Below are 25,864 nucleotides of genomic sequence, written 5' to 3'. Positions count from 1 at the left end.
TTGCCTATTGACCGGAGAAGGGCTCAGATGTGTTAGGAAACTATCCTCTAGTTACTCTGATTGGCTAATCCTTGTTATCGGACAAATTTTGAGATTCCGATTCCATTGAGTGATATTCATACAATGAACTTCAAAACCTTTACTCCACCCCCTAGCAGGCCCCTTAATCCAATCTTTATTCCAAAGGGCAGATTTAAGCCCAGATAGTTCTGCTGATTGAAGTGACTCCAGACCTATTAAACTAATATATTTCATAGGTAACTTGGGAACGCCTTTATCTAAACCAAGATAAATTAAGCTATCCCTAAGCTTGGGAAAAAGATGCTCCTCAATCAAATTACCGCTTTTTAAGTTTTTCTCAAAAGTGGCTAACTGTTTAGCACGGTGCTGTTGCGGAATTTTGCCATTTTCAGGATCTTTGACTTCTACTAGCCAAAATTGATTGGTCCATTCAACAACGAAATCTACAGACTTAAAATATTGAGATAACCCATGTCCCTCAGCACCATCTTGGTCGAGCTTGTACGCGGACTGTGCTTTTGAAAAGTCAAAGTACAAGTCTCCCTCAACCCACTGACGGTTTTCATCCCAAGGGATCACTTAACACCTCCCAATGAGTTACTAATTTCCAGATCGTATAATCTGAGGTATTCATCTGCAATTTTATTCGGTGTGACACTCTCATAGTTAGTGAAAGTGTGCGGAGTAACACCATCTTTAGTTTTCTCTAGAGCAAAGTAACGAGCTCCGTCGGTTGAAGCGAAGTCGAGCTCTTTCAAAAATGCATAGTTATGAGTCGCTATAAATATTTGCACTCCGCGTTCCGCTAACATAACTAAAATTTTCGCCACATTTTGCATTAAAGATGGGTTTAGGTTTGCTTCAGGCTCATCCCAGAATAAGGTGTTATTACTAAACATTGCACCATTGTGTATAAGTTGCCATATTAGAGCCAATTTTCTATGCCCCTCTGCAACTAACGATATTTCAAGCTTAGAATTCCCTGATGTTAACTGAAACTCCTCTCCCGAAATGCTAACTTTCCCACCAACAGTCTTTCGGATAAGCTCAAGTATTGGTTTTTCATCTCGAAGAGGCATTCCTTTTCTAGCTGGCAAGTATGCTTGCTTGATTATGTCATAATACACTTCTTCAAAAGAAAGCTCATACTTGTCATACAGCGATATAAAACCCGGAGCGAAAGAAAGTACTTCTTTCACTGGAATAAACACAGGCTCTGAAGAGCCATTTAATTTTCCTTTTAGCTCAAAGTTCTTGTGTTTAGTATTATTGAACTCAAGTTTCTTAGAGTTGCCATCCACATCAACTAGTTTCACTTTTGCACTAGTTGAACCCTTCTTGCGATAAACTAAACGAGAAACTTGGCCTTGACTTGGACGAAAGACATTTACTAACTTTTTCTTAAGTTCATCGGATTCTCTTTGCTGCTGCATACAGTACATAAGCTTCATCAAATGAGTCTTTCCCGTTCCATTTTCACCAATAAATACGTTTAGACCTTTAGAAAATTGAAGTTCTGCATACTGAAACGCACCAAAGCTATCTAAGACCAGTTTATCAAACACTCGAAAGCTCCCATTTACTCAAAAGTAACTCTACATTTTTTCAATTACTTAACTTATATATTGTATCTTACTGGGATTATGTCGCAACTAAGTTTCCTAACGAATAACATGGTACTCCCTCACGGGGATTTGCCACACTTAGGTGTCGCGTTAAATACCGGAGGTAACTATGTCTTCTAAATTCTCTTGCGGCTTTGACCTCGCCAAACACCACTTTTCTCTGCACGCTGCCGATGACCGAGGTAAAGCCATACTTCACAAATCTGTCTCACACTCTAACTCACTGACTAAATTAGCAAATATGCCAGTCATGCGTATAGACATTTAAGCGTGTTCTGGAGCGCATTATCAGGCCGGAGAGTTAATGAAGTTAGATCGATGCTATTTATAGCTACAACTATTCCGCTTTTTCTCGCTTAAACGGTGCCTAATCCGCAAACTTTGGCTTGATGCTTTCATCAATCACCATACGCTTTCGGTCTGCTTCAATTGCTTTCAACGGCTCTACCTGCTGCATGGTCGCAAGACGCGTTCGGTGAGTTCGATATAGCCATCGGTACCTAAACTCTTCCAAGAGACTTCTTTTTCACTAAATTCATGAATGACTTTGGCGGGGCTGCCAAGGGCGAGCATTGTTGAGGGGATGTGTTGTTGTTAGAGAGGATTGGCTACTTAGTGGGTCAAGGGTTCATGTATTTCATGTTCAGCGTCAAAGGGATGCACCATCAATTTTCACAATCGGTAATTCGTTGATATTCAGCCCATTGAGACAACGAGCATTCACAGCCCAACCGGTAAATGGGACTTTCCCTGCCGCTATTTCCGCTTTGGTTAGTTTACTCGGTTTACGAAAAGGAAGAATGCCGCATTTTGGACAAAAGTAGTCTTCTGCGGTTTCACTGCCCCATTGGTATAACACTGCATTTTCCAGCGGCGTTAGAACCGTCAAATTCTCTGCTGGCACTCTAAAGTTGAGTGCCCCTCTGCGAACACAGATGGAACAATTGCACTCACGAAGATGGTCAATATCCGCCAACACTTCGAATTTAATGAGACCGCAATGACATGAACCGGAATACGTTTTTGGCATCTTGCCTCCTAAGTATTTGTTGGCTGAATAACGAGAATTTACTAACCAAAAGTGCTCTAAAAGCCTGAATTACAGCATTTCTATAGGAGATGCGAACGAGTAAATGTTCATGATTATTTGCTAGTTAGAGCGTTTTTTCAAACAACAGCAACAACCTGCCATCGAGATCCAAAGTGTTGAATTGCTGATAACCACATTTCTTATAAATGTGTATTCCGCGCATATTATCTTCAAATACATCTAGCCATATCCGAGAGGCACCCATTTTTTGTGAGCAATACTCATCTATCCCTCGCATCGCTTTTTGGCCTAAGCCTTTCCCCTTGGATGACACGACTATTCTTCTAAGTTCAATACCACTCGCTTCAATAGCCAATATGACAAAGCCGCACAGTTCGTCGTTGTCATATATTGACAAGTAAGTGACATTTTCGCTCATCATCTCTGACAAATGCTTTTCACGTGAGTATGAAGTCACGTACTTCGACGCGTCTGGAGAGCTCTCCATCAAAACGAATTCATCTACTTCATTTTCGTTCGATTTAGCCAACTTCACCTGATGACTCCTTCCAAGCTTTAATGAATGACATGGATTCCCCTCACGAGGATTTGCCAGACTTAGGTGTTGCTCTAATACCGAATGTAACCATGTCTTTTCCATTCTTTTGCGGCGTTGACCTCGCCAAACACCACTTTTCTCTGCACGCTGTTGATGACCGAGGCAAGGTCATTCTTCACAAATCGGTCTCGCGCGCTAAATTGCTGACTAAATTAGCAAATATGCCATCTATGTGCATAGGCATAGATGCGTTTTCGGCTCGCATTATTGAGCCAGAGCGTTCATCAAGCTTGAGCTATGCGTTTACTTTAAGTTGAGGAACAAAACTGTGTTTAATGAACGTCGGTTCTCACCCGAGTAAGTCGACGATTGGCAGGCAGCGGCAAGACCGCAGTAAGAGACCGTCTATATGTGTTTGCCGTAAGCAACGACTTAATGGCGTAAATGACAAAACGAACTAGACGACTTTGTTAGAGAGGATTGGCTGCTGGCGCAACCAAATGAATGCTATTGCCTATTGACCGGAGAAGGGCTCATATGTGTTATGGCCCTTCTCTTTCTCGCTCAAAACCACAAACTTCTTTATATTGCTCTGGAGATAACTTGCTTATCTCACCAGTATTTTCCAATGATTCTATTTTCTTACATGGTGCCAACAACAATTCAAGAGGAGTAATTGAGTCATACTCTACCTTGGAAGAGATAAAAGAACTTATGACTTCATCACTTCCGTGCTTTGCATAGCCAACTAAAGATTTTCCTTTGTAGGATCCCGAAATTCCAATCGCAATTTTATCAGCAGCGTATGTACTTTCATCGATGATATGTCTGAGTGTTGGTTCAACTCCATAGAAACTGGCGGCATCTGGATTGAATTTCACCAGCAATTGAATCGCTAACTCTCGTAAGAAATCATCAGGCATTGAAACATCGGGATTTAGTTCTTCGATGTTTGCGTTGAAATTCAGCACGTGTAATTTGCTATTCGCGTTATACAGCGAGTTTACAAAGCATAATTTCAATCCACTAGCCTTACAGCCCAGTCGCTCGCGTAATTCCGCCTGCTCTACTTCAATTGTGCTAGCATAAGATGGGTTCGATGTAATAATCACTAGCAAAAGAGCCCAGAAGAACTTGAACATAAACCTTCCCTAGCATTAAGCCTATAACGTCGCCATAACGGGCACTTATAAAATCACCCAAAACTGCTTTAATCCTTTGTATTAAAAACACTTTGTAAAGTTATCGCAGTAACAAAGCGTCCCGTCGATGGCCTTGTTGTAAGAAGGATGTACCTACCTGAATTGGGCTTCAAACTTCTCCTAAACAACTACTGCTGTTCAAGCAAAAATTTGTATAGTGCACCGCGTCCTACTTTTTCATTTTCTTTGGTCCAGTTAACCGATAAACCTTCAATTGAAAAGACTGGTTTCAGTTTCTCGGCTTCGATAAATGCCCTAAATTCATTTAGGTGCTTATGGTTGTTAAATGTGAATCCTATATCTGGCTGACTCGGGACTTCAAAAACATCCAAGGCAAAGTCGGATACTAATTCACCATCTTTAGATGAGTACCAAACTTTTTGAGCATCTACTTTGTACTCAACACCGAGAGAATCGAGTCTCGAAAGCAATTCGTCCCTGCTGGCACCAGTAATTGAAACAGATTCATCGTATGAGGGCTCACAGGATGCGAGCATTAGCAAACTTAACAAAAACATCAACTTATGCATAACCACCATAGACTTATAACAGCGTTTTGGACACCAAAGAGGTGTATCTAAACATCCCAAAACAGGGGTACTTCGGTATTATGGTCAACACCACTCCACACTGTGTGCGAAAGCAGTGTCAATTTTGATAATTACCCGCTTATTACCCCTTCAGGATAGTGAAAACGATTCGTTTCCAGTCATAGAAAATCTAATCCGCAAACTTCGGCTTGATGCTTTCATCAATCACCATTCGTTTTCGGTCTACTTCAATTGTTTTTAGCGGCTCTACCTGCTTCATGGTTGCAAGGCAGCGTTCGGTGAGTTCGATATAGCCATCGGTGCCTAGACTCTTCCAAGCCACTTCTTTTTCACTAAGTTCGCGAATGACTTTGGCAGGGCTGCCAAGGGCGAGCATTTTTGAGGGGATGTGTTGTTGGGAAGCCACAAGGGAGTGAGCGGCGACGATGCTATGCGCACCAACCACTGCACCGTCCATCACCACGGTATTCATGCCAATTAATGCGCCTTCTTCGATAATGCAGCCGTGTAATATGGCACTGTGTCCGATATGTCCGCGTTCATGAACCACCACATCGATGCCGGGGAAGGCGTGAATCACGCAGTTGTCCTGCACGTTGGCGTTGGCTTTGATGTGTATTCGGCCAAAATCGCCCCGCAAACTGGCAAAAGGCGCGATATAGCTGCCCTGCTCTACAATGACATCACCAATTAATACCGCTTCCGGGTGAACATACGCACCCTCTTCAACCACGGGCGAAATACCGTCCAATGCATAATAGGGCATGACTACTCCTTAGTCTGTTTAGTGTCAGTTCAGCGTGATGCCTCCAAAACGCTCATTGAACTGCTTGTCTGCTTTTGGCAGCGCACCATCGGCAGCGCGAGCTATGGCGTCGACATGTCGCTCGGCGGCGTAGGCCACCAGATTGTAGATATTGTGCGTCAATGTTCGTGCCGCTTTACCCGGCCAATTACTCGGTAACAACTCTTCGGGTAACGGCGGATACTTCAACAAGGCGCGACGATAAATGTGGATCAGCAATGTGCGCACCTGAAAGGCCTGCGAAGGGTCCAGTTGCTCCCCACTTTCTAGCAATGCGAGGATTGGGCGGAATTGGCTGAGGAAGGTATGAAATCTCTCCTCCACTTCCTCCAGTTGCCACAGTTTTGCCACCAGCGATTTCAGGTTTGCTTCGTTACCTTCTGCAAGATCACAAGATGATGCCTCAAACACGAGGGCCTTATCGTTTAGGTCATGTTTGCTCAATAACTGTCGCGTGGCATCTTTGTCTGCCCGTGGATACAACATGACGGAGGTAGAAAGAATCGCGTATCCCGCCGCTTCTAACTGTTTTCTGGCGTCCATCAACTCACTGCCACTGAGTGAGGGCAAGGCGATCATCTGCCACTTCCGGTTCCACTCGGCATCGTGCGCGCTATAAATTCGCTCTTCTGCGGCGGTGAATCGGTCCATGGCTTCTTCAGTCACGTGATAGAAGCTGTAGCGACCACTGCGTTCGGCGGTCAGCCAACCATCTTTCACTAAACGAAACACCGAGGTTCTGACAAAACGGTCAGACACATTGAATACACTCAGAAGCTCAATCAGGCTGGAAAGGCTGATTGAACCTCCGCGACGGGAAAGAATGTCACCGAACACTGTCATGATGAGTGAGGTGCCGCTAACCGAGTCAGCGGCGAGGATGTCAGAAAGCAGCTTCCCTAATTTTTGATTCATACATTTTTATCCGTAAACGTAGTGCTTTGTTATTTTTGCTTTGTGGTGCAGCTAGCCTTATGTTACACAATCACAACAAAACAGCAAAAATATGAATCTGATAATGAGGGTCTGTCGCGTTCTTGCATCGATTCTCTTCTATCGCTTTTACCGTTTATCGAGCACTCGCTTGGCTTTACCTTCTGAACGCGGCAACACGCCGGCTGGTACTACTTCCACTTTGGATGAAATGCCGATGAAGGTTTTAATCTTCCCTGCCAATTCATTCGCGAGTCCGTTAAGTTGCGAGCCATGAACTTCAGGCTGCTGCTCTACCCTGATGGTGACGCAGTCCATGTTGCCCTGCTTAAACAGCTCAATCAGGTAATGCGGCGCCAATCCACGGGTATTGCAAATTTGTTCTTCTATCTGGGTAGGGAAAACATTCACGCCACGCACAATCAGCATGTCGTCACTGCGACCCGTGATTTTGCCCATTCGACGCATGGTGCGTGATGTACCCGGTAGCAGGCGGGTCAAATCGCGGGTTCGATAGCGAATGATTGGCATCGCTTCTTTGGTGAGGCTGGTGAATACCAATTCCCCTTCTTCACCATCTGGCAATACTTCTCCCGTTAGTGGGTCGATAACTTCCGGATAGAAATGGTCTTCCCAAATCGTCGGGCCATCTTTGGATTCCACACATTCTTGTGCCACCCCAGGGCCAATCACTTCAGACAAGCCATAAATGTCCACCGCATCCATCAAGAGGCGACGTTGCATCTCTGCGCGCATGGCTTCTGTCCACGGTTCCGCACCAAAAATACCGACGCGCAAGGCTAACCTTTCTGGGTCTATACCTTGTCTCGCCATTTCATCGGCAATGTTAAGCATGTACGACGGCGTCACCATGATGATGTCTGGGTCAAAATCCCGAATCAACTGAACTTGCTTCTGGGTCTGGCCACCACTCATTGGGATCACGGTACAGCCCAACCTTTCCGCGCCATAGTGGGCACCGAGGCCGCCGGTAAAAAGGCCATAACCATAAGAGATATGCACTTTATCTTTCGGTCTGCCACCTGCTGCGTAAATTGAACGGGCGACCACGTCTGCCCACATATCGACATCATTCTGCGTGTAACCCACAACAGTTGGCTGACCCGTCGTGCCGCTTGATGCATGAACGCGCACCACTTGCTCCATGGGCGTACAGAACATACCAAACGGATAGTTGTCTCGAAGGTCTGCTTTGGTCGTCATGGGAAACTTGCTCAAGTCTGACAATGTTTTTAGATCATCGGGGTGGACGCCGTGCGCCTTGAACTTCTCACGATAGACCGGCGAGTTTTCATAGACATGGTTCAACGTTTTTTTAAGACGTGATAGTTGAAGTCCGCGTAACTCATCAATGCTGGCATTTTCAATCGCGTGCATCCCTACCTTACTGCTCATCTTGCTCTCTCCTTTCAAGGCTTTACTTCCAACTCCATCGCTTCTCAAGGTTCCCCTCTTAAAGCGTAGTCGCCAATTCGACTATTTATTCGTGTTACACATTATTGATCATCTCCATTTATTGTGTATCATAAAAATTAACCATTCATAAACATTTTTATTAAACGCCGACAACAAATGGCCGCTTTCGCAGGGATTGATTTGGGTCGAACGGAAATGCGAACACGCAGAAGGACACGTGACATGAAGGCAAGAAGTTTTGTTTACGGTGCATGGCATGAGGGAACAGCCGAAGGGGTTTCCGTCGCGAATGCCATCACGGGAGAACCCATTTGTTCTGTCAGCTCTGACGGTATCGATTTTGCGGAAGTAGTGCGATTTGGTCGTGACGTGGGCGGTCCAGCCCTGCGCGCGATGACCATTCATGAACGCGCAGAAATGTTAAAGGCTCTCGGTTTGAAACTGCTGGATAACAAGAAACGCTTTTTCGATATTTCTCAATGGACGGGCGCGACCAAGGTAGACAGCTGGGTAGATATTGAAGGTGGCCTCGGTACCATGCTGAGCTACTCAAGTATTGCCCGCCGCGAACTGGGCAATGAACCTTTTATTGTTGAAGACAAAGCCCAGCCACTTTCTGCAGACGGCTCTTTCGTCGGCCGACACATTCTCACGCCAAAGCCCGGCGTTTCGGTGCACATCAATGCCTTTAACTTCCCTTGCTGGGGCATGCTGGAAAAAATTGCGCCGAGCTTGATCGCGGGCGTGCCTGTGATTGTTAAACCCGCCACGCAATCGGCCTACCTGACGCAAGCCATGGTCGAAGATATGGTGGAAAGCGGCCTTCTTCCTGACGGTTCTCTTCAGCTTATTTGCGGAAGCGTGGGCGATCTGTTGGATCAATTGAGCGAACAGGACAGCGTGACTTTCACAGGCTCCGCTTCTATCGGCCAGATGCTTAAAGTGCACCCGAATATCGTGGCGCACAGCATTCCATTCAACATGGAAGCAGACTCGCTGAACTGCAGCATTCTTGGTGAAACGGTGAGTGAAGATGATCCTGAATTCGATCTCTTCATCAAAGAAGTCACAAGGGAAATGATGGTCAAAGCAGGCCAAAAATGTACGGCTATCCGTCGGGCACTGGTACCACGCGCCATGACCAACGCGGTAAGTGATGCGCTAAAAGCGCGCCTTTCCCGCGTGGCAATGGGCGATCCTTCCATAGAAGGCGTCAAAATGGGGCCATTGATTGGGAAAAGCCAGCGGGACGATGTGGCTTCTCAGGTCAGCAAGCTTTGCGAGCAAAGCGATGTGCTGTTGGGCGGGAACGACGCGGTGTTGGAACTTGTCGGTGACCACTGTTCTCAAGACGCTTTTTATCCGCCGACCGTGCTGCTCTCCAAAGCACCAACCGAAGAAGGTTACGTCCATAGCGTCGAAGCATTTGGTCCAGTTTGTACACTGTTGCCATATGACGACGTGTCCCAAGCGGTTGCAATCGCAGCTCTAGGTAAAGGCAGTCTGGTTGGGTCTGTCGTGACCAATGATGCGTCAGAAGCCTCCGAGCTTGTGCTGAAAGCGGCCGCCTACCATGGCCGTATGCTGATCCTGAACCGTGACAATGCCAAATCCTCAACCGGACACGGTTCGCCTCTCGCACCGCTTGTTCATGGTGGGCCCGGACGCGCTGGCGGCGGTGAGGAATTAGGTGGCGTCCGTGCTATCAAGCACTATATGCAGCGCACTGCTTTGCAGGGTTCACCCTCCATGCTGACCGCGATTACCCGCGAGTACACAGCAGGTGCGGAGAAGATCCGCACGCCAGTCCATCCTTTCCGAAAGTACTTTGATGAACTGCAAATTGGCGAAAGCCTGACCACGCACAGACGCACGGTTACTGAAGCCGATATCGTGAATTTTGGTTGTTTGTCTGGCGATCATTTCTACGCCCATTTTGATGAAGTCGCCGCTAAAGACTCCTTGTTTGGTCAGCGCGTGGCTCACGGTTACTTCGTGCTTTCAGCAGCCGCAGGCTTATTTGTCGACCCCGCGCCAGGCCCGGTACTTGCCAACTACGGGCTAGAAAATCTGCGCTTTATTGCACCCGTTGCGATTGGCGACACCATTCAGGCGGACATTACCGTGAAGCAGAAGATCAAGAAAACCCGCCGACCGGATGAGGAGCGCGCAACCGGTGTGGTGGTGTGGGACGTGCTGGTACGCAACCAGAACGACGAGACCGTCGCGGTGTACGACATCATGACCTTGGTCGAGCGTCAGGAGGACTGAGTCATGAATCAGCCAATGAACTTCATCACCGTGCTTTTCACCGTCGACAATGGCGTCGCGACCTTGGTGCTGAACCGACCGGACTCTCTCAACAGCTTCAATGCCCAAATGCATGAAGAAGTGAAAGCCGCGATCCGTGAAGTGCGGGAAAACAGCGAGATCCGCTGTTTGCTTATTACAAGTAATGGCCGAGGCTTTTGTGCCGGACAAGATCTGAATGATCGCGCCGTGAACGACGCCAGTGCGCGCGTTGATTTGGGCGAATCCATTGAGCGTAATTACAACCCATTGATTCGCGCCATCAGCACGCTCAATGTTCCCGTAATCTGCGCCGTTAACGGCGTCGCCGCTGGCGCAGGCGCCAATATCGCCATGGCGTGTGACATTGTGTTCGCTGCCCGCTCCGCGAGCTTTATTCAGTCTTTCGCCAAAATCGGTCTGATCCCGGACTCCGGCGGCACCTGGAACCTTACCCGCGCACTCGGCCTGCCCAGAGCAAAAGCCTTGGCATTGCTGGGTGAAAAGCTTCCGGCAGAGCAAGCCGAGGCATGGGGCATGATTTGGCGCTGTGTAGACGATGAAGCCTTGATGGAAGAAGCCAATGCAGTAGCAGAAAAACTCGCCAGCCAGCCGACCCTCGCCCTCGCCAATATCAAGCGTCTGTTAAACGCATCATTTTCCAACACGCTCGACCACCAGCTTGAGCTGGAAAAAGAGACCATGCGAAACCTCGGCTATTCAAAGGATTACGCCGAAGGCGTGGCTGCGTTTCTTGAAAAGCGTGCACCGCAGTTTAAGGGGGAATGAGCATGGATGCAGACCAATTGGCGCAAGCCTGCGCGCAGCATATGTTCACCCATGACACGGTCTCCCGCACCATGGGCATGGAAATCGTGCACATGGCCTGTCGGCAGAGTGAAGTCACCATGCGTGTGACGGCAGAGATGCTGAACGGTCACCAAACCTGCCATGGCGGCCAGATTTTCAGTCTGGCGGATTCAGCATTCGCGTTTGCCTGCAATTCAGAAAATGAATCCGCTGTGGCCTCTGCCTGCTCTATCGACTTTCTGCGCCCCGCCAAAGAAAACGATCTACTGACTGCACGAGCACACGTCATGCACCAAGGCAGAAGATCCGGCATCTATATCGTCAATATTACAAACCAAAACCAGGAGCTTGTCGCCATTTTCAAGGGCAACTCAGCACGCCTGAACCAAGCCGTACTCCCACAGGATCAAAGGAGTGATTCATGAAGCATGCTTATATCTGCGATGGCATTCGCACCGCTTTTGGCCGCTATGGCGGCACGCTTTCGGCAGTAAGAGCCGACGACCTGGGCGCAGTACCTATTCGCGCCTTGATGGAGCGCAACCCGCAGCTTGATTGGTCCCAAATTGAAGAAGTCTTCTATGGCTGTGCCAATCAGGCTGGCGAAGATAACCGAAATGTGGGCCGCATGAGTGCCCTTTTGGCAGGTATGCCAGATTCTGTTCCCGCCACCACTATTAACCGTTTGTGCGGTTCAGGGATGGATGCCATCGGCACAGCAGCCCGCGCCATAGACTGTGGTGAGATTGAACTGGCGATTGCTGGCGGCGTGGAGTCCATGTCCCGCGCGCCCTTTGTAATGGGTAAAGCGCAAACGGCTTTTTCCCGTCAGGCGGAAATCTTCGATACCACCATTGGCTGGCGTTTTATCAACGACAAAATGAAGAAACAGTTCGGCGTCGATTCCATGCCTGAAACGGCAGAAAACGTCGCGGAAGACTTTAACATCAGCCGTCAGGATCAAGATGCTTTTGCACTCCGTAGTCAACAACGTGCTGCCAACGCACAGGAAACGGGTGTATTCGACGCTGAAATCACACCGGTGATGATCCCGCGCCGCAAGCAAGAACCCCTGCTTTTTGAGAAAGACGAGCACCTTCGCGCCACAACCGCTGACGCATTGGCTGGACTCGCGACACCTTTCCGCGAGTTTGGCAGTGTCACTGCAGGCAATGCGTCCGGCGTGAACGATGGTGCGGTTGCGCTGTTACTCGCATCCGAAAGTGCCATTGAGAGGCATGGTCTCAAACCCCGCGCCCGCATTCTTGCTATGGCAACCGCTGGCGTACCACCACGCATCATGGGCTTTGGCCCCTCTCCAGCCGCCAAGAAAGTGCTGAAACTGGCGGGCCTGACCCTCGACGACATGGACACCATCGAGCTTAACGAAGCATTTGCCGCGCAGGCATTAGCAGTAACCCGCGACCTTGGCCTGCCGGACGACTCACCCAAAGTGAACCCCAATGGCGGAGCTATCGCGCTGGGTCATCCTTTGGGTGCCAGTGGCGCGCGCCTTGTGCTTACCGCACTGAACCAACTTGAGCGCACGCAAGGCAGATACGCCCTTTGCACCATGTGTATTGGTGTGGGTCAGGGTATCGCCCTCGTGATTGAACGTGTTTGATTTTCTGCACCTGAAAACGGAGCAATGATAATGAAAAAACTAAGACAGGAAGCCCAAGAAAAAGCCCTGTTGGAGACCTTCCAGCAGAAGATTGATCGTGAAGAAAAGATCGAACCGAAGGATTGGATGCCAGAGGCCTATCGCCAAAACCTGATCCGTCAGATTTCCCAACACGCACATTCTGAGGTGATTGGTGAACAGCCAGAAGGCAACTGGATCACCCGCGCGCCGTCGCTGCGTCGCAAAGCCGTGCTGCTCGCCAAAGTACAGGATGAAGCGGGCCACGGATTGTATCTTTACAGCTCTGCCGAAACGCTCGGAATAAGCCGCGCAGAAATGATCGAAGCTCTGCAAACTGGCAAAGCGAAATACGCCTCTATCTTCAATTATCCCACCCAGACCTGGGGCGATATTGGCGCAATTGGCTGGCTGGTTGATGGCGCGGCTATTTGCAATCAGGTTTCGCTACAGCGCACCTCATATGGCCCGTATTCCCGCGCCATGATCCGCATCTGTAAGGAAGAGAGTTTCCACCAGCGTCAGGGCTATCAAATCATGCTGGCACTCGCCAACGGCAGCGAAGCGCAACGCCAGATGGCACAAGATTCACTCAACCGTTTTTACTGGCCATCACTGATGATGTTCGGCCCGCACGATGCAGAATCCGCGCACTCAGCACGTTCTATGCAGTGGAAAATCAAACGCGAAACCAATGACAGTCTTCGTCAAAAGTTCATCGATCAGACCGTTCAACAAATCGAGTTTTTGGGTCTGGAACACCCAGACAAAGCCATTAAATGGAATGACGAACGCGGCCATTACGACAGCGGCGAAATCGACTGGGAAGAGTTCTACAACGTCATTAATGGTAACGGACACTGTAACCGCCAGCGTATTCAGCATCACGTGAACGCTCACGAAGAAGGTGCTTGGGTGCGTGACGCACAAAATGCGCACGCAGAGAAAGTCAAACAACGTCAACAACATGCAGTGGCTTAAGGAGAAGCGCGATGACTCTGGAAAATCTCGAACTGTTTGAAGTCTTTGTTCGTGGCAAGCGCGGACTTGACCATAAACACGTTGGCAGTCTTCACGCGGAAGATGCCGCACATGCATTGCAATACGCGCGTGACTGCTACACGCGCCGAAGTGAAGGCGTGAGCATTTGGGTGGTTCGATCTGCCGATATTTCTGCCTCGCAGGAAGATGACAACGAAGCTTTCTTCGACCCGTCGGACGACAAACCCTACCGCCATGCCACCTATTACCCACTTCCGAAAGAAGTCGGCAACATGTAAGGAGGCATGGAAATGGAACAACAAAAGGATTTGCTCCGCTATGTGATGAGCTTGGGTGATGACGCATTAACGCTGGGACACCGCGTGTCCGAATGGGCAAGCAATGGCCCTTTTCTGGAAGAAGACATCGCGCTGGGCAATGTCGCACTGGATTACATTGGCCGTGCTCGCATGCTTTATGGCTACGCCTCAGAACTGACCAATGGCGAGAAAAGCGAAGATGATTTTGCCTTTCTGCGGGGAGAGCGGGATTACATCAATCACCTCATTAATGAGCTTCCCCGCGGTGACTTTGCGTTCACCATGGCAAGGCAACTTATTGTCGATATCTACAGCCAATTGTTTATGACCCAGTTGCTGGAATCCAACGACTCTTTGTTATCAGCCATTGCCCATAAGTCGATCAAAGAAACCCGTTATCACCTGATGCGCAGCAAAGATTGGGTCGTCAAACTGGGGGACGGCACTGAAGAAAGCCACCAGCGCATGCAAACGGCCTTCAATGATTTGTGGGGTTATATCCCTGAGTTATTCGAACCGGATGACACAGAGCAACGGTTGATTGCCGCTGGCGTAGCCGTGGATACCTCCGCACTCAAAGCCAGTTTTTACGACCAATTAAGTCGCGTTTTAAAAGATGCCACGCTTAGCGTTCCCGCTGATGAATGGGCAGTACGCGGTGGCCGGAAAGGCTATCACACGGAACATCTCGGTCATTTGCTCGGCGTGATGCAAAGTGTGCACCGTGCTTACCCCGGCTGCGAGTGGTGAGGTATGGAAACCATTCCTGTGACACCGCACGCCCGATTTGAGCGGACAAAGACTCGGGCAGAGTCCACGATGACCGACATCTGGCAATTGCTGGACAATGTCGTCGACCCTGAAATCCCGGTGCTTTCGATTTGGGATATTGGGATCCTCCGCAATGTCAGCGAGAAGAACGGAACAATCCTCGTCGCTATCACCCCTACGTATTCCGGCTGTCCGGCGGTAGAGACCATTAAGGAAGATATTCTGGCTCTCCTGTCTGAAGCGGGTTACAGCAGCGTAGAAGTCAAAACCGTGCTTTTCCCGCCTTGGTCGACCGATGACATGTCTGAAGCGGGACAAAAAAAGCTGAGAGAGTATGGCATCGCTCCCCCCTCAGACGCACCGGATAGCTGCTTTCGAATGACGCCCAAACAAGGTGTTCGCTGCCCGCACTGCGGCTCTTCAAATACGACAAGGATCAGTGAGTTCGGCTCCACGGCCTGTAAGGCACTGTTCCGTTGCGAGAGCTGCCATGAGTCTTTCGATTTCTTTAAATGCTTGTAGTAAAGGGAATTGACCATGAGTGAAACCAATTTCTATTCATTAAAAATAAAACAGACACAGCCCCAGACTGACTCCGCCTTGTGCGTGACATTCGACATTCCCGACACGCTTAAAGAGACGTTTAGCTTTGTTCAAGGGCAGTTTCTAACATTGCGCGCCGACATAGATGGGGAAGAAGTTCGACGTGCCTACTCGATTTGTTCCGGTGCCGATGAAGACTTGCTGCAAGTCGCGATCAAACGTGTGGATGGCGGTAAGTTTTCGAACTTCGCCAATGACACGTTTGAGGCAGGTCTTACCGTCGATGTTATGCCGCCACAAGGTAGCTTCTACACAGAACTCGACGCGTCTAACCAGCATCACTATATGTGCATTGCGGTTGGTAGCGGGATTACACCGATTTTGTCCATCATCAAAACCGTACTCTCTCAGGAGCCCAATAGCCGTATCACTCTGATTTACGGCAATCGTCAGAGCAACACCATGATGTTCGCTGACACCCTGGGTTATCTAAAAAACCGCTACATGACCCGGTTCAGTTGGATAAACATCATGAGTCAGGAAGATCAGGGTTCAGACCTATTATCCGGCCACATTGACGTGAAGAAAGGTGCCGCACTGCAGAAACATCGTCTTATTGATATCAACAGCACCGACCATGCCTTTATCTGTGGCCCAGAATCCATGATGGCGGAAGTCTCCAGAGGGTTTCGAATCGAAGGACTTTCTGATGACCAAATCCACTATGAACTTTTCTCTTCATCGTCTGAAGATGCGCAAGTTGCGCTGGAGAAAGCCAAACAGCGTGTTGCCCATTATGGCGAGGAAAAAATGAGCAAAGTGACCGTCACCGCTGATGGTCGTTCTATCTCTTTCAAGCTGGCGACTGTGGGGGAAAACATTCTCGATGCGGGTATCGACAACGGCATGTCGCTCCCCTATTCGTGCAAAGGCGGTGTTTGTTCCACCTGTAAAGCCAAGCTGGTGAAAGGAAAGGTCGAGATGGATATCAGCCACGGCCTAGAGCAACACGAAATCGATGCGGGCTATATCCTGACGTGTCAGGCGCACCCTCTTACTGATGACGTTACCGTTGATTTCGATCAGCGATGATTTCGACCAAGGATAGGAAACATTATGCTTCTTTCTGACACCGTTAACCTCGTCATTGAAAATGGGGTTGGCGTAATCTGGGTAAACAACCCACCCGTTAACGCCCTCTCTCATTCTGTTAGAGCAGGCATTCTGGCAGGACTGGAACAGGCCAACACCAATTCAGACATTTCCGCTATTGTGATTGGCTGTGACGGCAACACCTTTATTGCTGGTGCTGATATCAAAGAGTTTGGCGAAGCCCCAAAAGAGCCTCACCTGCCCGATGTGTTGCATGCGATTCGAAACAGTGCGAAACCCGTGACGGCTGCACTTCATGGCACCGTGCTTGGCGGGGGCTTTGAGCTAGCTTTGTCATGTCACTACCGTGTTGCCATTACTGGCACGAAAGTCGGTTTGCCCGAAGTAAAACTGGGGCTTATTCCGGGTGCCAGCGGTACCCAGCTATTGCCCCGCTATGTGGGCGTAGAAACGGCCCTTTCCATGATCACGTCGGGCAAAATGGTGTCTACGGCATCCTTACCGGATCTCATCGATATGCAGGTCGATGACGACAGAGCGGGACAAAATAATTCGCCGTTCCCTGAACACGAACACTTGGTTAATCACGCATCCATTATCTTTGCCAAAAGAACGGCTAACGATGCCTTTGTTCCACCGGACAAACGCGATATCTCCGGTTCATTTGACGAAGATACCTTTGACAGCTGGCGTAAGAAACTCGCCAAAAAGGCCAAAGGTCAACTCGCCCCCCAAAGCGCGATTGATGCTATCGAAGCTGCCACTCAGCTTCCCTTTAATGAAGCATTGGCGTTGGAAAGAACCCTATTTGTGGCGTGTCGGGACTCCGAACAATCCCGAGCAATGCGCTACGCCTTCTTCGCTGAAAAACACGCGGCTTCCGGTTACGCCAAATCGACTTGCGATGTTCATATTCGCTCAGTCGCTGTCATCGGCGCGGGTACGATGGGCACCGGCATTGCCATCGCGTTTGCAAATAGTGGTTACAGCGTCACTTTAGTGGAGAACAGTGAAGAGATGTGCGTATCAGGTTTAGAACGCATTCGTCACCAATATCAGAAAATGCATGATCAAGGCCGGATGTCCGAAGCCCAAAAAGATCAAGCCCTCTCGCTGATTTCTGGTACCAGTGATTATGGCAACCTTGCCGATATTGATTTAGTTGTCGAAGCGGCGTTCGAAAAAATGTCCGTGAAGAAGATGATCTTCTCTTCCTTAGATGCAGTGTGTAAACCGTCTGCAATCTTCGCGACCAATACCTCCTATCTGGACATTGATGAGATCGCCACCTCTACCACCCGCCCCGAGCAAGTCATCGGCATGCACTTTTTCAGCCCCGCGAATGTGATGAAACTGGTTGAGGTAGTCAAAGCCCGTTCAACATCCGAGCAAGCTGTCAGTGCCGTCATGCAAACTGCCAAGCGAATGGGCAAAGTGCCGGTTTGTGTGGGGGTCGGCTTTGGGTTTGTCGGCAACCGTATGTATGCCGCCTATGGCCGGGAAGCCAATATGTTGCTGCTTGAGGGCGCGAGTCCAGAGCAGATAGATTCGGCGATGGAATCCTGGGGCATGGCGATGGGACCATTGGCGGTGAACGACATGTCCGGAATTGATATCGCTTATAAAGCACGTCGCGAGTACCCGCCGATTTATGATGACCCTGCCTATTTTCTCGCTGCGGACACCATGGTCGAACATGGGCGGTTGGGACGAAAAACTGGCGTGGGCTTTTATCGATATGAAAACGGGAAGAAAACCAACGACCCAACGGCGATGGCATTGATTGCCATTGAAGCTGAACGTTTAGGCATTGAAGCAAGAAAAGTCAGTGATGAACAAATTCAGAACAGGCTCGTGCTTGCGTTGGTCAACGAAGGGGCCAACTTATTAGAAAAAGGGATAGCCAGAAATAGTGAAGATATAGATACCATTTGGCTAAATGGATATGGCTTTCCTCGTTTTCGCGGTGGCCCTATGTATTATGCCAAAGCATCCGGAATAAATAACACCATTGAGGGCATTAAGTACCTTTACCGTGAAACAAATAAAAACTGGTGGCTACCTTCCGAGAAATTAGAAACCATCTAACTTCATCTTACGCATTAACAACTCCATTCTTCCCGCATTAATTTGCGGGCTTTTTTACGCTTAAAAAAAGACCTTAACAATCGTTAAGGTCAAAACACTAGGAGTGTATTAATATACCAAACACTAATAAGTGCCAAGTGCTAAGGATTAATCAGTAAAAGCTTTCCTATATTTTTGAAATACAGGCTTAGAAATAAGCAACCGCATTTAGCAATGCGATAAATTGATCGTCTGATGTGCCACCAGAAAACAACCCTGCGCCACTACCTTTGTAGGTGTCATAGCGAAGTTCAGGACGGATCTTGAAGTGTTGGTTCAGACTCCAGTCGAGATTTGTCGTCACGGAGTATACGTCACCGCCAGTTGCACCGACTGAGCTCCAAAGCACGTTTGCTGAATTCTCATCATCAAACCACTCGACGCGAGCGGCGAAGAAAAGGTTATCATCCAGCTTGTATCTTGCGCCTAGGTTCAAGCCCCTCCAGTCACTGTCTTTGGTGATAAAGACAGGTGCGGCAGACACATCACCACCTTCTTGAAACCCATAGACAAACTCAGCAGCCAATTGCAGGTCTGGATTAATGGTTTGGGTTAACGTGGTGGAGGAATGGAAACGTTCAAGCTTTTCATCAGTAGAGCTAACAGCTATGTAAGGTGAACCGCCTTTGGCAGCCCCGAATGCATCGCCCTCGCCATCACCATAGATGAACTCAAAATCGAGCCAAGTTGCTAAATCTGGGCTGCGCCAACGAACAGCACCGATAAAGGTTGGACGCTTTTCATCCCAGTTGTTCCAGCCAGCAACCAGACCAGCATCAAAGCTCAAAAGGCCAAAGTGTTCCTCTGTGGGTACTTTAATACTGGCAAGTGCGCCAACGTGTTTTGAAGGGCCATGTTGAGTGGCATAAGTGTGCGTGACAAACCAGTTAGGCGGCGTAAAAGGTGCACCGATTTCATTACCGATAAAAGTGAAAAAGCTACCAACCATCAATGTCATACCATCAAATACAGGGAGATAGGCATCAATGTAAAACTGTGGAATGGCGAACTTGTTATCGTCATCATCGTCAAAGGTGTAGTCGTCAATACCTGCAACGCGGAAGAACTGAATATCCTGACCGTACATGGCTGTCACGTTGAAATCGACACGCGCCTCACCAACTGGCCCTGGGAACGGTCCGACGCGACTCAAAACGTTTTGAGCTGGCGCAAACGCACCGGTAGGCAAACACCCCATGCCTTTACACAGCATCAAGCCGATTTGGTTGAGGCCAACACCGTCTTTCTGGTTCAGAAAGGCCCCGTTGCTGATATTGCCATCGCCAATCGTGTCTGAAGCATGTAGTGCCGTTGCTTCCGCCCAACCCGCGACGGTGATTTCATGTTCATCTAATGCGTTGTTTGTCGCCGCACGAAATAGTGAACCACCCGCAGGTTCAGCATTCGCCATTCCTACCGTCGGTAACATTAATGCCATAGAGACTGAAAGTCCCAATATATTCCTTTTTAATCTCATACTGCTTTCCTTTGAGGGTTTAATTATCACATCAAGCGGTTGTAAGTTTCCTTAATGTTTAAATTCGTCTACTCGCCAACTTAACGAATAAATATCCGACACTGTTCCCCGTAAAAACGGAGATTCAAAAATTTAGTGTTTTTATTATTTAAACAGAGTGGACACTGGAGCCGAATTGGACAATCCTCAAAATTAAGGAGAATTGCCCAAGTTATACTTCGCTATATTTTAATGCCTGCTAATAAACCAATTCCTTTTGAGCAATTAATATATTCCCCATACTGGGAACCCGCTGGTAATACCGACACTTCGTGCCAAAGTTGTAGCTGGAGGTCAGGGCCGTATTTGGGGGCAATTTCCAAAAAGGTATTAAAAATCGCCACATGAGTAGGATGGCTTTCAGACCACGCCTCTAAATCTGACATGGTGCGGAAGAAGGCAAGACCGAATGTGCACTCTTGCTTACCTTTAAAGGGGACAAACTGCGTCATGTAGCGACAGCTGTAGCAATTCACCTCATCACCCTGATCCCGAAGGAAATTCATACCCGCTTTAAGCACTGGTTCAATTTGATTTAGGTACTCTTCCCTTTGGGTTCCTGTGGTGTAGCTCCAATCCTGACCTGAACGGATAATACAAAGGTTCTCATGTGCCCGAACCACAACACGATTTCCCTGCTGCTCAATCACTTCCAAAGTCTGATGCGCTTCAAAAGGGTTTTCAGCCGAGAGCGGAATACGGTCACGCATGCCTCCCCAATACCCATGGTGTTCAATGGGACCTTCAATGCCTTCACGGACTTGGCTCATACCATGGTTGTGCACGGGGCCAGAGAACAGGGTTTCAAGACGCTCAAAAGGCACATTGAACACCTCTCTGAAAATGCCAAAATCCCATTTTTCGTCCGAGTAGAGTTCCCAGAACAAGGCAAAGCCATCGCTATTCAGCCAATCTGCGCAGGCTTGCGCGTCCATCCAATAAACAATCGCAATGGTCTGGCTGAACCCATCTTTATCTTCACAGGTTGCGAAATCACATACATCCGCGTTTTTAGCTAGGCCGTTTAGTGCGCCTACAAACTCGCTGATGTAAGCATCAGATTTATGCTGACATCCAATAATGCACATGCTGACGTCTTGTTGGTTTTCAGCAAATACCGAACTCCATGCCGGTACGGGTGGCTCCCAATCCGGTGGCATCTTCAGAGGCAGCTTTCTGTTGGTTGTATTATTCGCCATGGTGAGTACTCCTTGTGCTTATGGCTTCAAATTGGTGACATCGGTTGTCTAGGCCTTACCAAGGTTTAAGTCGGTGCAACAGTGAAGAACGCTCACTAGCGACTTCAACCGCTTCCTCCTGCCCCGTTGTTGCCAACTCTGACATTGCCGTTTTTGACGCATCAAGGTCTTTTACTTCCACAACTGCACGTCGTTTTTCACGATCTATCAGTAAACGTGTAGCATCTTTTTTCGCATAATGGCCCGCAGGGTCAGCGACGGCTTTGGCGTATGGAATCATGCTGAGGTCGATATCCGCCACCACCAGACCTTCTTCCGTTTCACCAATTTCAGAACCTATCGACTGTCCGTCCGGCGCATAGATTTTGGTGTAACCACCACCGACCTGACACATGCCTTCTTTCTCAGGATCACCCTGACAAAGCATGTCCTGCTGCGCTTTGCTCACCGTGGCGCACGGCGCGATGACGTAACAGCCCCCTTCAACGGCATACATCATGCTGGCGGCATTGTTCACCACGTCACCAAGGGCATACGCCATGCCACGGTAGAGAGAGAAATTCGGCCATGCTGCGCAATGGATCTGTTCATTCTGTGCGTACATTGCATACTTAGAGAGTGGCTGAAGGTGTTCCCAACAGGAAAGTTGTCCAACCCTGCCAATCGAGGTTTCCTTTACAGCGAGATCGCTGCCATCACCTTCACCGAACACCGTGCGTTCAACATGGGTAGGTTTTAGCTTTCTTCGGCGGCTGATGATGTCGCCGTCTTCGCCGTAATGCCATTGCGAAATGTACAGGCTTCCACCGTCACGCTCACTCACGCCAATTGAAACCTGAATATTGTTTCGTCGCGCCGCTTCAGCGATTGCTTTGTCTTCATCACTGCCTGCTTCAATACTGCTGTCAAAATAACGCCCAACAAACTGCATTTGCCAAGCAACAGGACCAAGCCAGATATGGTTGGGGTAACCGGGAAGCCAGGTTTCAGGGAATACAACCAGTTTGCATCCCTTTGAGGCAGCTTCTTCGATAAACGCTTCAGCTCGCTGTATCCCTTCTGCGAGATTTAAAAAAGACGGGGCTGCCTGTACCGCAGCGACTTTACATACTTCCGACATCGCGTACTCTCCTTCTTCGCGTCTAGTTATGTGTGTTAGCCATCGCAGTCGTAAGGAATGTCCCGTAGGTAGTAATGACCAAAACCTTACGGTGGGGCTGTTAAAACACTACGAGGCGGATAGAAAACGTGCTTGCGCAAGAAGGCGGCGTTTTTTGTCGTAAAGGGCAGCGAGTTAAGCGGCTCAAGTTTGAGACAGTGTCAGATTTGGATTTGGTGTTACAACGTAAAGGTAGGGATAAAAAGAGAGAAGATGGATGAGTAGTACCGTCAAGAGGTCCACGTATGACACAAGTCTCTGTCATCAAAGTGAAAAGTTCGCCTTTTGGCGAGAGTCGGTGTGTGATGCTTATGTCAATTTAGGCTGCGAAGCCCTATCTCGAAAAGACTTTCATGGGAAAATTGAGCTTTCTCGCCACGATGTTATTGACCTTTCTTTTGTGTCTGGCTCGAAGCACAAAGTCATCAGACGCGCGGAAGACATTGCCCGTGCGACCGATGCCGAATTCCTGTTGAGCATCCAACTCAACAACCGTTCTGTGATCGAACAATGCGGGCGAGCCGCCCCGCTTTCCCGTTATGATTTCACGCTATATAGCAGCACAGAAGCCTACTCGATTGACCTTGAAGAAGACTTCAAACAACTGGTCATCAAGTTTCCGAAGAGTGCTTTACTCAGTCGGCTTCCCGACGCCAACATGCTAACCGCAATCCCCGTTAACGGAGCATCTCAGTTGGGCAATTTGGTGGCAAATACCGCATTGAATATTTCATCGCTTATCGACAGCCAAACCACCGACTGCAAGCTCCTGCTGCAAGAGACCTTGATAGACTTGATTGCAACTTCGTTGGCACCGCTTCGAGGGTCACGCATTGAACTTTCCCAGCCTGAGCAACAACTGCTGATTCGGGCTAAGACCTTTATTCTCGCTAATCTGCAAGATGCCAGTCTTAACCGTGAAGACATTGCGAAAAGCCTTGGGTTGTCGGTGCGTCGTCTGAGCGAAGTGTTCGCAAGAAATGGTGAAACAGTGTGTGGTTTTATCCGTGAAAGCAGAATGCAGAAAATCGCCAGCGACCTCGTCGATGAGCGATTCTGCAAAACGGGTATTAGCGAAATCGCATTTAAATGGGGGCAGAACAACCTTCAGCACTTCTCTCGTACCTTCCGAGATCAATTTGGTTGTTCGCCCAGAGACTTTAGGCAACGCAAACATTAGCGATCTGCATGCGCAAACACGTGGGTTTCTACATGCCACTTTGCTATCAACCTTGCGCTGTTCCGCTAAATGCATGCACACTGGCTGCCTGCTCAGAGCCAGCTTGATGCGGCTCCATATGAACCCGGAAATGATGGGTTTTAATCCCTGCCGCCTGAAAGCGCATCGCAATTCCTGTTCGGATATCACTGGCAAGATTCCAAGCCCTAGAAGGGGAATTTGTCCAGCCAGCGACCCAACATTGGTAGGCATCTTTGTTAAGATCCATCACCCAAAAATCTGGCGCATCTTGAGAGATAAAGTGCTTACTGTTCTGCACAGATTCGATAGCCAATTCCCTGACTACCTCTAAGTCACTGTCGTAGGAGGTATAAAACTCAACATGCACCCAGATATAGGAGTCGTTATAGGTCAAGCTTTCTAGCTCCAACGACAGCATTTTGCTACTCGGAATGATCAATCGCTTCCAGTTCCAGAGCTTGATGATCGTATGATTCAAGCTAATGTCTTCAACCGTCCCATATTGGTTCTCAACCACGACGGTATCACCGACACGTATCGCTTTAGAAAGAGAAAGTACCACGCCTGCTATGATATTTTCGATAACAGGCTTTGCGGCAAAACCAAGCACAGTGGTGGATACCGCAACCACAAGTGAAACCATCGCGGCAGGCATTGCGTTCAGAAAAGGCAGCGACAGCGCGAGACCCAATACGATGAAAATGAAAAAAAAGGTGATTTTCCGGATAATCGAAAAGCGATTTTCAATTTTTTCTACCGCCGCATCAATTTCCCCGACCTGACCTTCGGCTTTAGGTATGGAGGTCTGAATACTGTTGAAGTTCTTCAAACGTCGGAGTCGTTTTTCGCGGTTCGATTTAGACTTTAATAATGCGGATGCCGCCCACCAAATAACAACAATGCCGACCACACTGACCGTGCCGAGGTAAATAGTAAGGTTATCTATCGCCATTTCACTCCACTCCCTTGCCAATGTCATGAAGAATCGCACGTGTTGATCTACTGGATGGTAGGCCTGACCAAGGACAAAAACCAGCACCGTGTCGCACTGCACACCTTGTATATCGATATCGCGACATCGAGGAACACATTATGACAATTTTGACCTGAACAACGCGGGGCACAGCAAAGCTCAAGTACGCACAAGGACCATCGGTAACTCATTGTTTATGTGAAGAAAAATTAGCGACAAATCCAAAAGGAAACCGACAGAGAGAAGCAAAGAACAACCTAGCTCCGGCGAGAGAAGTATTGAGCTGGTAATCGGTGAAGGTGACAAAAAAACGGAGGATACCCTCCGTTTACGCGACTTTTATCTATTCAGCCACAATTATTCTGGCAATACGGCCGCCTGACTCCCCACCTTAACCACTTTTCCGCCATGTTGCTCGGTGTAACCTTGCGCTTCCGAAATAGACGAAAACCAGTGGACCAAATACCCCGCATCAAGCTGTTCGATGCTATAGGGAAGGATGGTACCTTGCGGAGCTGCTGAAACGATTTTTTTTAAGTCCGCCCAACACCTTTCTCCATTCTCGGCAGCCAACATATGAAGTAGGTGTTTACGCTGAATCATCGCTGATTGACGCTTGAGCTCTGGCAAGGTGATATTGGTTAATACCTTAGATTCAAGCAAACGCCTAAGCACAGGCAGAGATTGTGACAGTGAATCAGATTGTGCCGCTTTTTGTAGAAACTTGGCTTCGCGAAGCCACAGCTGAATATCGGGATTGTCTTGATGACGCATATCGTCCTCCTTGTATACAACCTACTCGCTATGGGTTGTGGGATGATATGCAAGTGGAATGCTTGCTAAGTCTTGTCTATACGTTGGCACGATTGCTTTTGCGAGGCAGGTTTCCAACTAACCTAAATGAAGGGTACTACTGCACTCTTGATTTATCAACTGTCGTCAATGATTTGGAAATGCGCATTAGCATCAATAGATTAGAGCTTAAGACAGACTAATTAAGTAAAAAGCCGCCATTGAGCCGGGAACGTCGTTCTTACCTTCAAACCTCTATCTTGGC

The 25,864-nt window shown here is 48.5% G+C and carries 27 protein-coding genes and 1 pseudogene; 13 read left to right on the top strand and 15 right to left on the bottom strand.

The window, feature by feature from the left end:
- Positions 1-51 precede the first annotated feature (51 nt).
- Both LRP49_RS04365 and LRP49_RS04360 read right to left on the bottom strand, forming a co-directional pair.
- Positions 52-600, bottom strand: coding sequence for a hypothetical protein (locus tag LRP49_RS04365; RefSeq protein WP_274140485.1), 549 nt, complete (start codon positions 598-600; stop codon positions 52-54).
- On the bottom strand, positions 597-1,586 hold the full coding sequence (locus LRP49_RS04360) for an AAA family ATPase (RefSeq protein WP_274140484.1): 990 nt from the start codon (positions 1,584-1,586) through the stop codon (positions 597-599). The genes LRP49_RS04365 and LRP49_RS04360 overlap by 4 nt, the downstream gene beginning before the upstream one ends.
- Before the next feature lie 169 nt (positions 1,587-1,755).
- On the opposite strand from LRP49_RS04360, the gene LRP49_RS04355 reads away from it, so the two are divergent.
- Positions 1,756-1,914: a hypothetical protein gene (locus LRP49_RS04355; RefSeq protein ID WP_420791519.1), complete on the top strand. Its 159-nt coding sequence runs from the start codon at positions 1,756-1,758 to the stop codon at positions 1,912-1,914.
- Between the two features lie 99 nt (positions 1,915-2,013).
- Here LRP49_RS04355 and LRP49_RS04350 read toward each other — a convergent pair whose 3' ends face one another.
- The 3 genes from LRP49_RS04350 to LRP49_RS04340 all read right to left on the bottom strand — a co-directional run bounded on the left by LRP49_RS04350 (position 2,014) and on the right by LRP49_RS04340 (position 3,232).
- Positions 2,014-2,160 carry a hypothetical protein gene (locus tag LRP49_RS04350; RefSeq protein WP_274140483.1) on the bottom strand — a complete coding sequence of 49 codons (147 nt, stop codon included), beginning with the start codon at positions 2,158-2,160 and terminating at the stop codon, positions 2,014-2,016.
- A 135-nt stretch (positions 2,161-2,295) separates the two neighbouring features.
- Positions 2,296-2,676: a GFA family protein gene (locus tag LRP49_RS04345; RefSeq protein WP_274140481.1), complete on the bottom strand. Its 381-nt coding sequence runs from the start codon at positions 2,674-2,676 to the stop codon at positions 2,296-2,298.
- Between the two features lie 124 nt (positions 2,677-2,800).
- Positions 2,801-3,232: a GNAT family N-acetyltransferase gene (locus tag LRP49_RS04340; RefSeq protein WP_274140479.1), complete on the bottom strand. Its 432-nt coding sequence runs from the start codon at positions 3,230-3,232 to the stop codon at positions 2,801-2,803.
- A 92-nt stretch (positions 3,233-3,324) separates the two neighbouring features.
- On the opposite strand from LRP49_RS04340, the pseudogene LRP49_RS04335 reads away from it, so the two are divergent.
- Positions 3,325-3,486: pseudogene (locus LRP49_RS04335) on the top strand (IS110 family transposase); the annotation flags it as partial.
- A 291-nt stretch (positions 3,487-3,777) separates the two neighbouring features.
- On the opposite strand, the gene LRP49_RS04330 reads toward LRP49_RS04335, so the two are convergent.
- The 5 genes from LRP49_RS04330 to paaK all read right to left on the bottom strand — a co-directional run bounded on the left by LRP49_RS04330 (position 3,778) and on the right by paaK (position 8,142).
- A complete protein-coding gene (locus LRP49_RS04330; RefSeq protein WP_274140478.1) occupies positions 3,778-4,377 on the bottom strand; it encodes a hypothetical protein in 600 nt (199 codons plus the stop codon).
- A gap of 188 nt (positions 4,378-4,565) precedes the next feature.
- A complete protein-coding gene (locus LRP49_RS04325) occupies positions 4,566-4,967 on the bottom strand; it encodes a hypothetical protein (protein WP_274140477.1) in 402 nt (133 codons plus the stop codon).
- A 190-nt stretch (positions 4,968-5,157) separates the two neighbouring features.
- The gene (locus LRP49_RS04320; RefSeq protein ID WP_274140475.1) at positions 5,158-5,754 is read right to left on the bottom strand and encodes a phenylacetic acid degradation protein PaaY; all 597 of its coding nucleotides are present in this window, start codon (positions 5,752-5,754) and stop codon (positions 5,158-5,160) included.
- Between the two features lie 24 nt (positions 5,755-5,778).
- Entirely contained in the window at positions 5,779-6,708 is a 930-nt protein-coding gene (gene paaX, locus LRP49_RS04315; RefSeq protein ID WP_274140474.1) for a phenylacetic acid degradation operon negative regulatory protein PaaX, read from the bottom strand.
- A 147-nt stretch (positions 6,709-6,855) separates the two neighbouring features.
- Positions 6,856-8,142: a phenylacetate--CoA ligase PaaK gene (gene paaK, locus LRP49_RS04310; protein ID WP_274140473.1), complete on the bottom strand. Its 1,287-nt coding sequence runs from the start codon at positions 8,140-8,142 to the stop codon at positions 6,856-6,858.
- A 243-nt stretch (positions 8,143-8,385) separates the two neighbouring features.
- On the opposite strand from paaK, the gene paaZ reads away from it, so the two are divergent.
- The 10 genes from paaZ (at position 8,386) to LRP49_RS04260 (ending at position 18,720) form a co-directional block, all read left to right on the top strand.
- Entirely contained in the window at positions 8,386-10,434 is a 2,049-nt protein-coding gene (gene paaZ / locus LRP49_RS04305) for a phenylacetic acid degradation bifunctional protein PaaZ (RefSeq protein WP_274140472.1), read from the top strand.
- Positions 10,435-10,437: 3 nt separating this feature from the next.
- Complete coding sequence (gene paaG / locus LRP49_RS04300) at positions 10,438-11,241, top strand: 2-(1,2-epoxy-1,2-dihydrophenyl)acetyl-CoA isomerase PaaG (protein ID WP_274140471.1); 804 nt, start codon at positions 10,438-10,440, stop codon at positions 11,239-11,241.
- A gap of 2 nt (positions 11,242-11,243) precedes the next feature.
- The gene (gene paaI / locus LRP49_RS04295; protein WP_274140470.1) at positions 11,244-11,687 is read left to right on the top strand and encodes a hydroxyphenylacetyl-CoA thioesterase PaaI; all 444 of its coding nucleotides are present in this window, start codon (positions 11,244-11,246) and stop codon (positions 11,685-11,687) included.
- Complete coding sequence (gene pcaF / locus LRP49_RS04290) at positions 11,684-12,886, top strand: 3-oxoadipyl-CoA thiolase (protein ID WP_274140469.1); 1,203 nt, start codon at positions 11,684-11,686, stop codon at positions 12,884-12,886. Before paaI ends, pcaF begins: the two co-directional genes overlap by 4 nt.
- Before the next feature lie 30 nt (positions 12,887-12,916).
- Positions 12,917-13,885 carry a 1,2-phenylacetyl-CoA epoxidase subunit PaaA gene (gene paaA, locus LRP49_RS04285; RefSeq protein WP_274140467.1) on the top strand — a complete coding sequence of 323 codons (969 nt, stop codon included), beginning with the start codon at positions 12,917-12,919 and terminating at the stop codon, positions 13,883-13,885.
- 11 nt (positions 13,886-13,896) lie between these two features.
- Positions 13,897-14,184: a 1,2-phenylacetyl-CoA epoxidase subunit PaaB gene (paaB, locus tag LRP49_RS04280; RefSeq protein WP_002538723.1), complete on the top strand. Its 288-nt coding sequence runs from the start codon at positions 13,897-13,899 to the stop codon at positions 14,182-14,184.
- A 12-nt stretch (positions 14,185-14,196) separates the two neighbouring features.
- The gene (gene paaC / locus LRP49_RS04275) at positions 14,197-14,955 is read left to right on the top strand and encodes a 1,2-phenylacetyl-CoA epoxidase subunit PaaC (protein WP_274140464.1); all 759 of its coding nucleotides are present in this window, start codon (positions 14,197-14,199) and stop codon (positions 14,953-14,955) included.
- Between the two features lie 69 nt (positions 14,956-15,024).
- A complete protein-coding gene (paaD, locus tag LRP49_RS04270) occupies positions 15,025-15,498 on the top strand; it encodes a 1,2-phenylacetyl-CoA epoxidase subunit PaaD (protein ID WP_274140463.1) in 474 nt (157 codons plus the stop codon).
- Between the two features lie 15 nt (positions 15,499-15,513).
- Positions 15,514-16,611 carry a 1,2-phenylacetyl-CoA epoxidase subunit PaaE gene (gene paaE / locus LRP49_RS04265; protein ID WP_274140462.1) on the top strand — a complete coding sequence of 366 codons (1,098 nt, stop codon included), beginning with the start codon at positions 15,514-15,516 and terminating at the stop codon, positions 16,609-16,611.
- Positions 16,612-16,635: 24 nt separating this feature from the next.
- A complete protein-coding gene (locus LRP49_RS04260; protein ID WP_274140461.1) occupies positions 16,636-18,720 on the top strand; it encodes a 3-hydroxyacyl-CoA dehydrogenase NAD-binding domain-containing protein in 2,085 nt (694 codons plus the stop codon).
- A gap of 187 nt (positions 18,721-18,907) precedes the next feature.
- Here the strand turns inward: LRP49_RS04260 and LRP49_RS04255 are convergent, their stop codons facing one another.
- The 3 genes from LRP49_RS04255 to LRP49_RS04245 all read right to left on the bottom strand — a co-directional run bounded on the left by LRP49_RS04255 (position 18,908) and on the right by LRP49_RS04245 (position 22,594).
- Entirely contained in the window at positions 18,908-20,236 is a 1,329-nt protein-coding gene (locus tag LRP49_RS04255) for an outer membrane beta-barrel protein (protein WP_274140460.1), read from the bottom strand.
- Between the two features lie 221 nt (positions 20,237-20,457).
- Positions 20,458-21,474 carry a phenylacetaldoxime dehydratase family protein gene (locus tag LRP49_RS04250; protein ID WP_274140459.1) on the bottom strand — a complete coding sequence of 339 codons (1,017 nt, stop codon included), beginning with the start codon at positions 21,472-21,474 and terminating at the stop codon, positions 20,458-20,460.
- A gap of 55 nt (positions 21,475-21,529) precedes the next feature.
- Complete coding sequence (locus tag LRP49_RS04245; RefSeq protein ID WP_274140458.1) at positions 21,530-22,594, bottom strand: carbon-nitrogen hydrolase family protein; 1,065 nt, start codon at positions 22,592-22,594, stop codon at positions 21,530-21,532.
- Positions 22,595-22,850: 256 nt separating this feature from the next.
- On the opposite strand from LRP49_RS04245, the gene LRP49_RS04240 reads away from it, so the two are divergent.
- Positions 22,851-23,813 carry an AraC-like ligand-binding domain-containing protein gene (locus LRP49_RS04240; protein WP_274140457.1) on the top strand — a complete coding sequence of 321 codons (963 nt, stop codon included), beginning with the start codon at positions 22,851-22,853 and terminating at the stop codon, positions 23,811-23,813.
- Positions 23,814-23,859: 46 nt separating this feature from the next.
- On the opposite strand, the gene LRP49_RS04235 is transcribed toward LRP49_RS04240, so the two are convergent.
- Both LRP49_RS04235 and LRP49_RS04230 read right to left on the bottom strand, forming a co-directional pair.
- Positions 23,860-24,786 carry a mechanosensitive ion channel family protein gene (locus LRP49_RS04235; RefSeq protein ID WP_274140456.1) on the bottom strand — a complete coding sequence of 309 codons (927 nt, stop codon included), beginning with the start codon at positions 24,784-24,786 and terminating at the stop codon, positions 23,860-23,862.
- A 378-nt stretch (positions 24,787-25,164) separates the two neighbouring features.
- Entirely contained in the window at positions 25,165-25,581 is a 417-nt protein-coding gene (locus LRP49_RS04230; RefSeq protein WP_274140455.1) for a hypothetical protein, read from the bottom strand.
- Positions 25,582-25,864 lie beyond the last annotated feature (283 nt).

Origin of the sequence: Enterovibrio qingdaonensis, from assembly GCF_028683135.1 — a bacterium.
Lineage (GTDB): Bacteria > Pseudomonadota > Gammaproteobacteria > Enterobacterales > Vibrionaceae > Enterovibrio > Enterovibrio qingdaonensis.
This window is presented reverse-complemented; position numbering and strand designations above follow the sequence as displayed.

Bases quoted from the DNA above. Each gene is read 5' to 3' on its own strand.
- LRP49_RS04355 (WP_420791519.1), top strand. From the start codon at position 1,756: ATGTCTTCTAAATTCTCTTGCGGCTTTGACCTCGCCAAACACCACTTT.
- LRP49_RS04345 (WP_274140481.1), bottom strand. From the start codon at position 2,676: ATGCCAAAAACGTATTCCGGTTCATGTCATTGCGGTCTCATTAAATTC.
- LRP49_RS04330 (WP_274140478.1), bottom strand. From the start codon at position 4,377: ATGTTCAAGTTCTTCTGGGCTCTTTTGCTAGTGATTATTACATCGAAC.
- LRP49_RS04325 (WP_274140477.1), bottom strand. From the start codon at position 4,967: ATGCATAAGTTGATGTTTTTGTTAAGTTTGCTAATGCTCGCATCCTGT.
- LRP49_RS04320 (WP_274140475.1), bottom strand. From the start codon at position 5,754: ATGCCCTATTATGCATTGGACGGTATTTCGCCCGTGGTTGAAGAGGGT.
- paaX (WP_274140474.1), bottom strand. From the start codon at position 6,708: ATGAATCAAAAATTAGGGAAGCTGCTTTCTGACATCCTCGCCGCTGAC.
- paaK (WP_274140473.1), bottom strand. From the start codon at position 8,142: ATGAGCAGTAAGGTAGGGATGCACGCGATTGAAAATGCCAGCATTGAT.
- paaZ (WP_274140472.1), top strand. From the start codon at position 8,386: ATGAAGGCAAGAAGTTTTGTTTACGGTGCATGGCATGAGGGAACAGCC.
- paaG (WP_274140471.1), top strand. From the start codon at position 10,438: ATGAATCAGCCAATGAACTTCATCACCGTGCTTTTCACCGTCGACAAT.
- paaI (WP_274140470.1), top strand. From the start codon at position 11,244: ATGGATGCAGACCAATTGGCGCAAGCCTGCGCGCAGCATATGTTCACC.
- pcaF (WP_274140469.1), top strand. From the start codon at position 11,684: ATGAAGCATGCTTATATCTGCGATGGCATTCGCACCGCTTTTGGCCGC.
- paaA (WP_274140467.1), top strand. From the start codon at position 12,917: ATGAAAAAACTAAGACAGGAAGCCCAAGAAAAAGCCCTGTTGGAGACC.
- paaB (WP_002538723.1), top strand. From the start codon at position 13,897: ATGACTCTGGAAAATCTCGAACTGTTTGAAGTCTTTGTTCGTGGCAAG.
- paaC (WP_274140464.1), top strand. From the start codon at position 14,197: ATGGAACAACAAAAGGATTTGCTCCGCTATGTGATGAGCTTGGGTGAT.
- paaD (WP_274140463.1), top strand. From the start codon at position 15,025: ATGACCGACATCTGGCAATTGCTGGACAATGTCGTCGACCCTGAAATC.
- paaE (WP_274140462.1), top strand. From the start codon at position 15,514: ATGAGTGAAACCAATTTCTATTCATTAAAAATAAAACAGACACAGCCC.
- LRP49_RS04260 (WP_274140461.1), top strand. From the start codon at position 16,636: ATGCTTCTTTCTGACACCGTTAACCTCGTCATTGAAAATGGGGTTGGC.
- LRP49_RS04255 (WP_274140460.1), bottom strand. From the start codon at position 20,236: ATGAGATTAAAAAGGAATATATTGGGACTTTCAGTCTCTATGGCATTA.
- LRP49_RS04250 (WP_274140459.1), bottom strand. From the start codon at position 21,474: ATGGCGAATAATACAACCAACAGAAAGCTGCCTCTGAAGATGCCACCG.
- LRP49_RS04245 (WP_274140458.1), bottom strand. From the start codon at position 22,594: ATGTCGGAAGTATGTAAAGTCGCTGCGGTACAGGCAGCCCCGTCTTTT.
- LRP49_RS04240 (WP_274140457.1), top strand. From the start codon at position 22,851: ATGAGTAGTACCGTCAAGAGGTCCACGTATGACACAAGTCTCTGTCAT.
- LRP49_RS04235 (WP_274140456.1), bottom strand. From the start codon at position 24,786: ATGGCGATAGATAACCTTACTATTTACCTCGGCACGGTCAGTGTGGTC.
- LRP49_RS04230 (WP_274140455.1), bottom strand. From the start codon at position 25,581: ATGCGTCATCAAGACAATCCCGATATTCAGCTGTGGCTTCGCGAAGCC.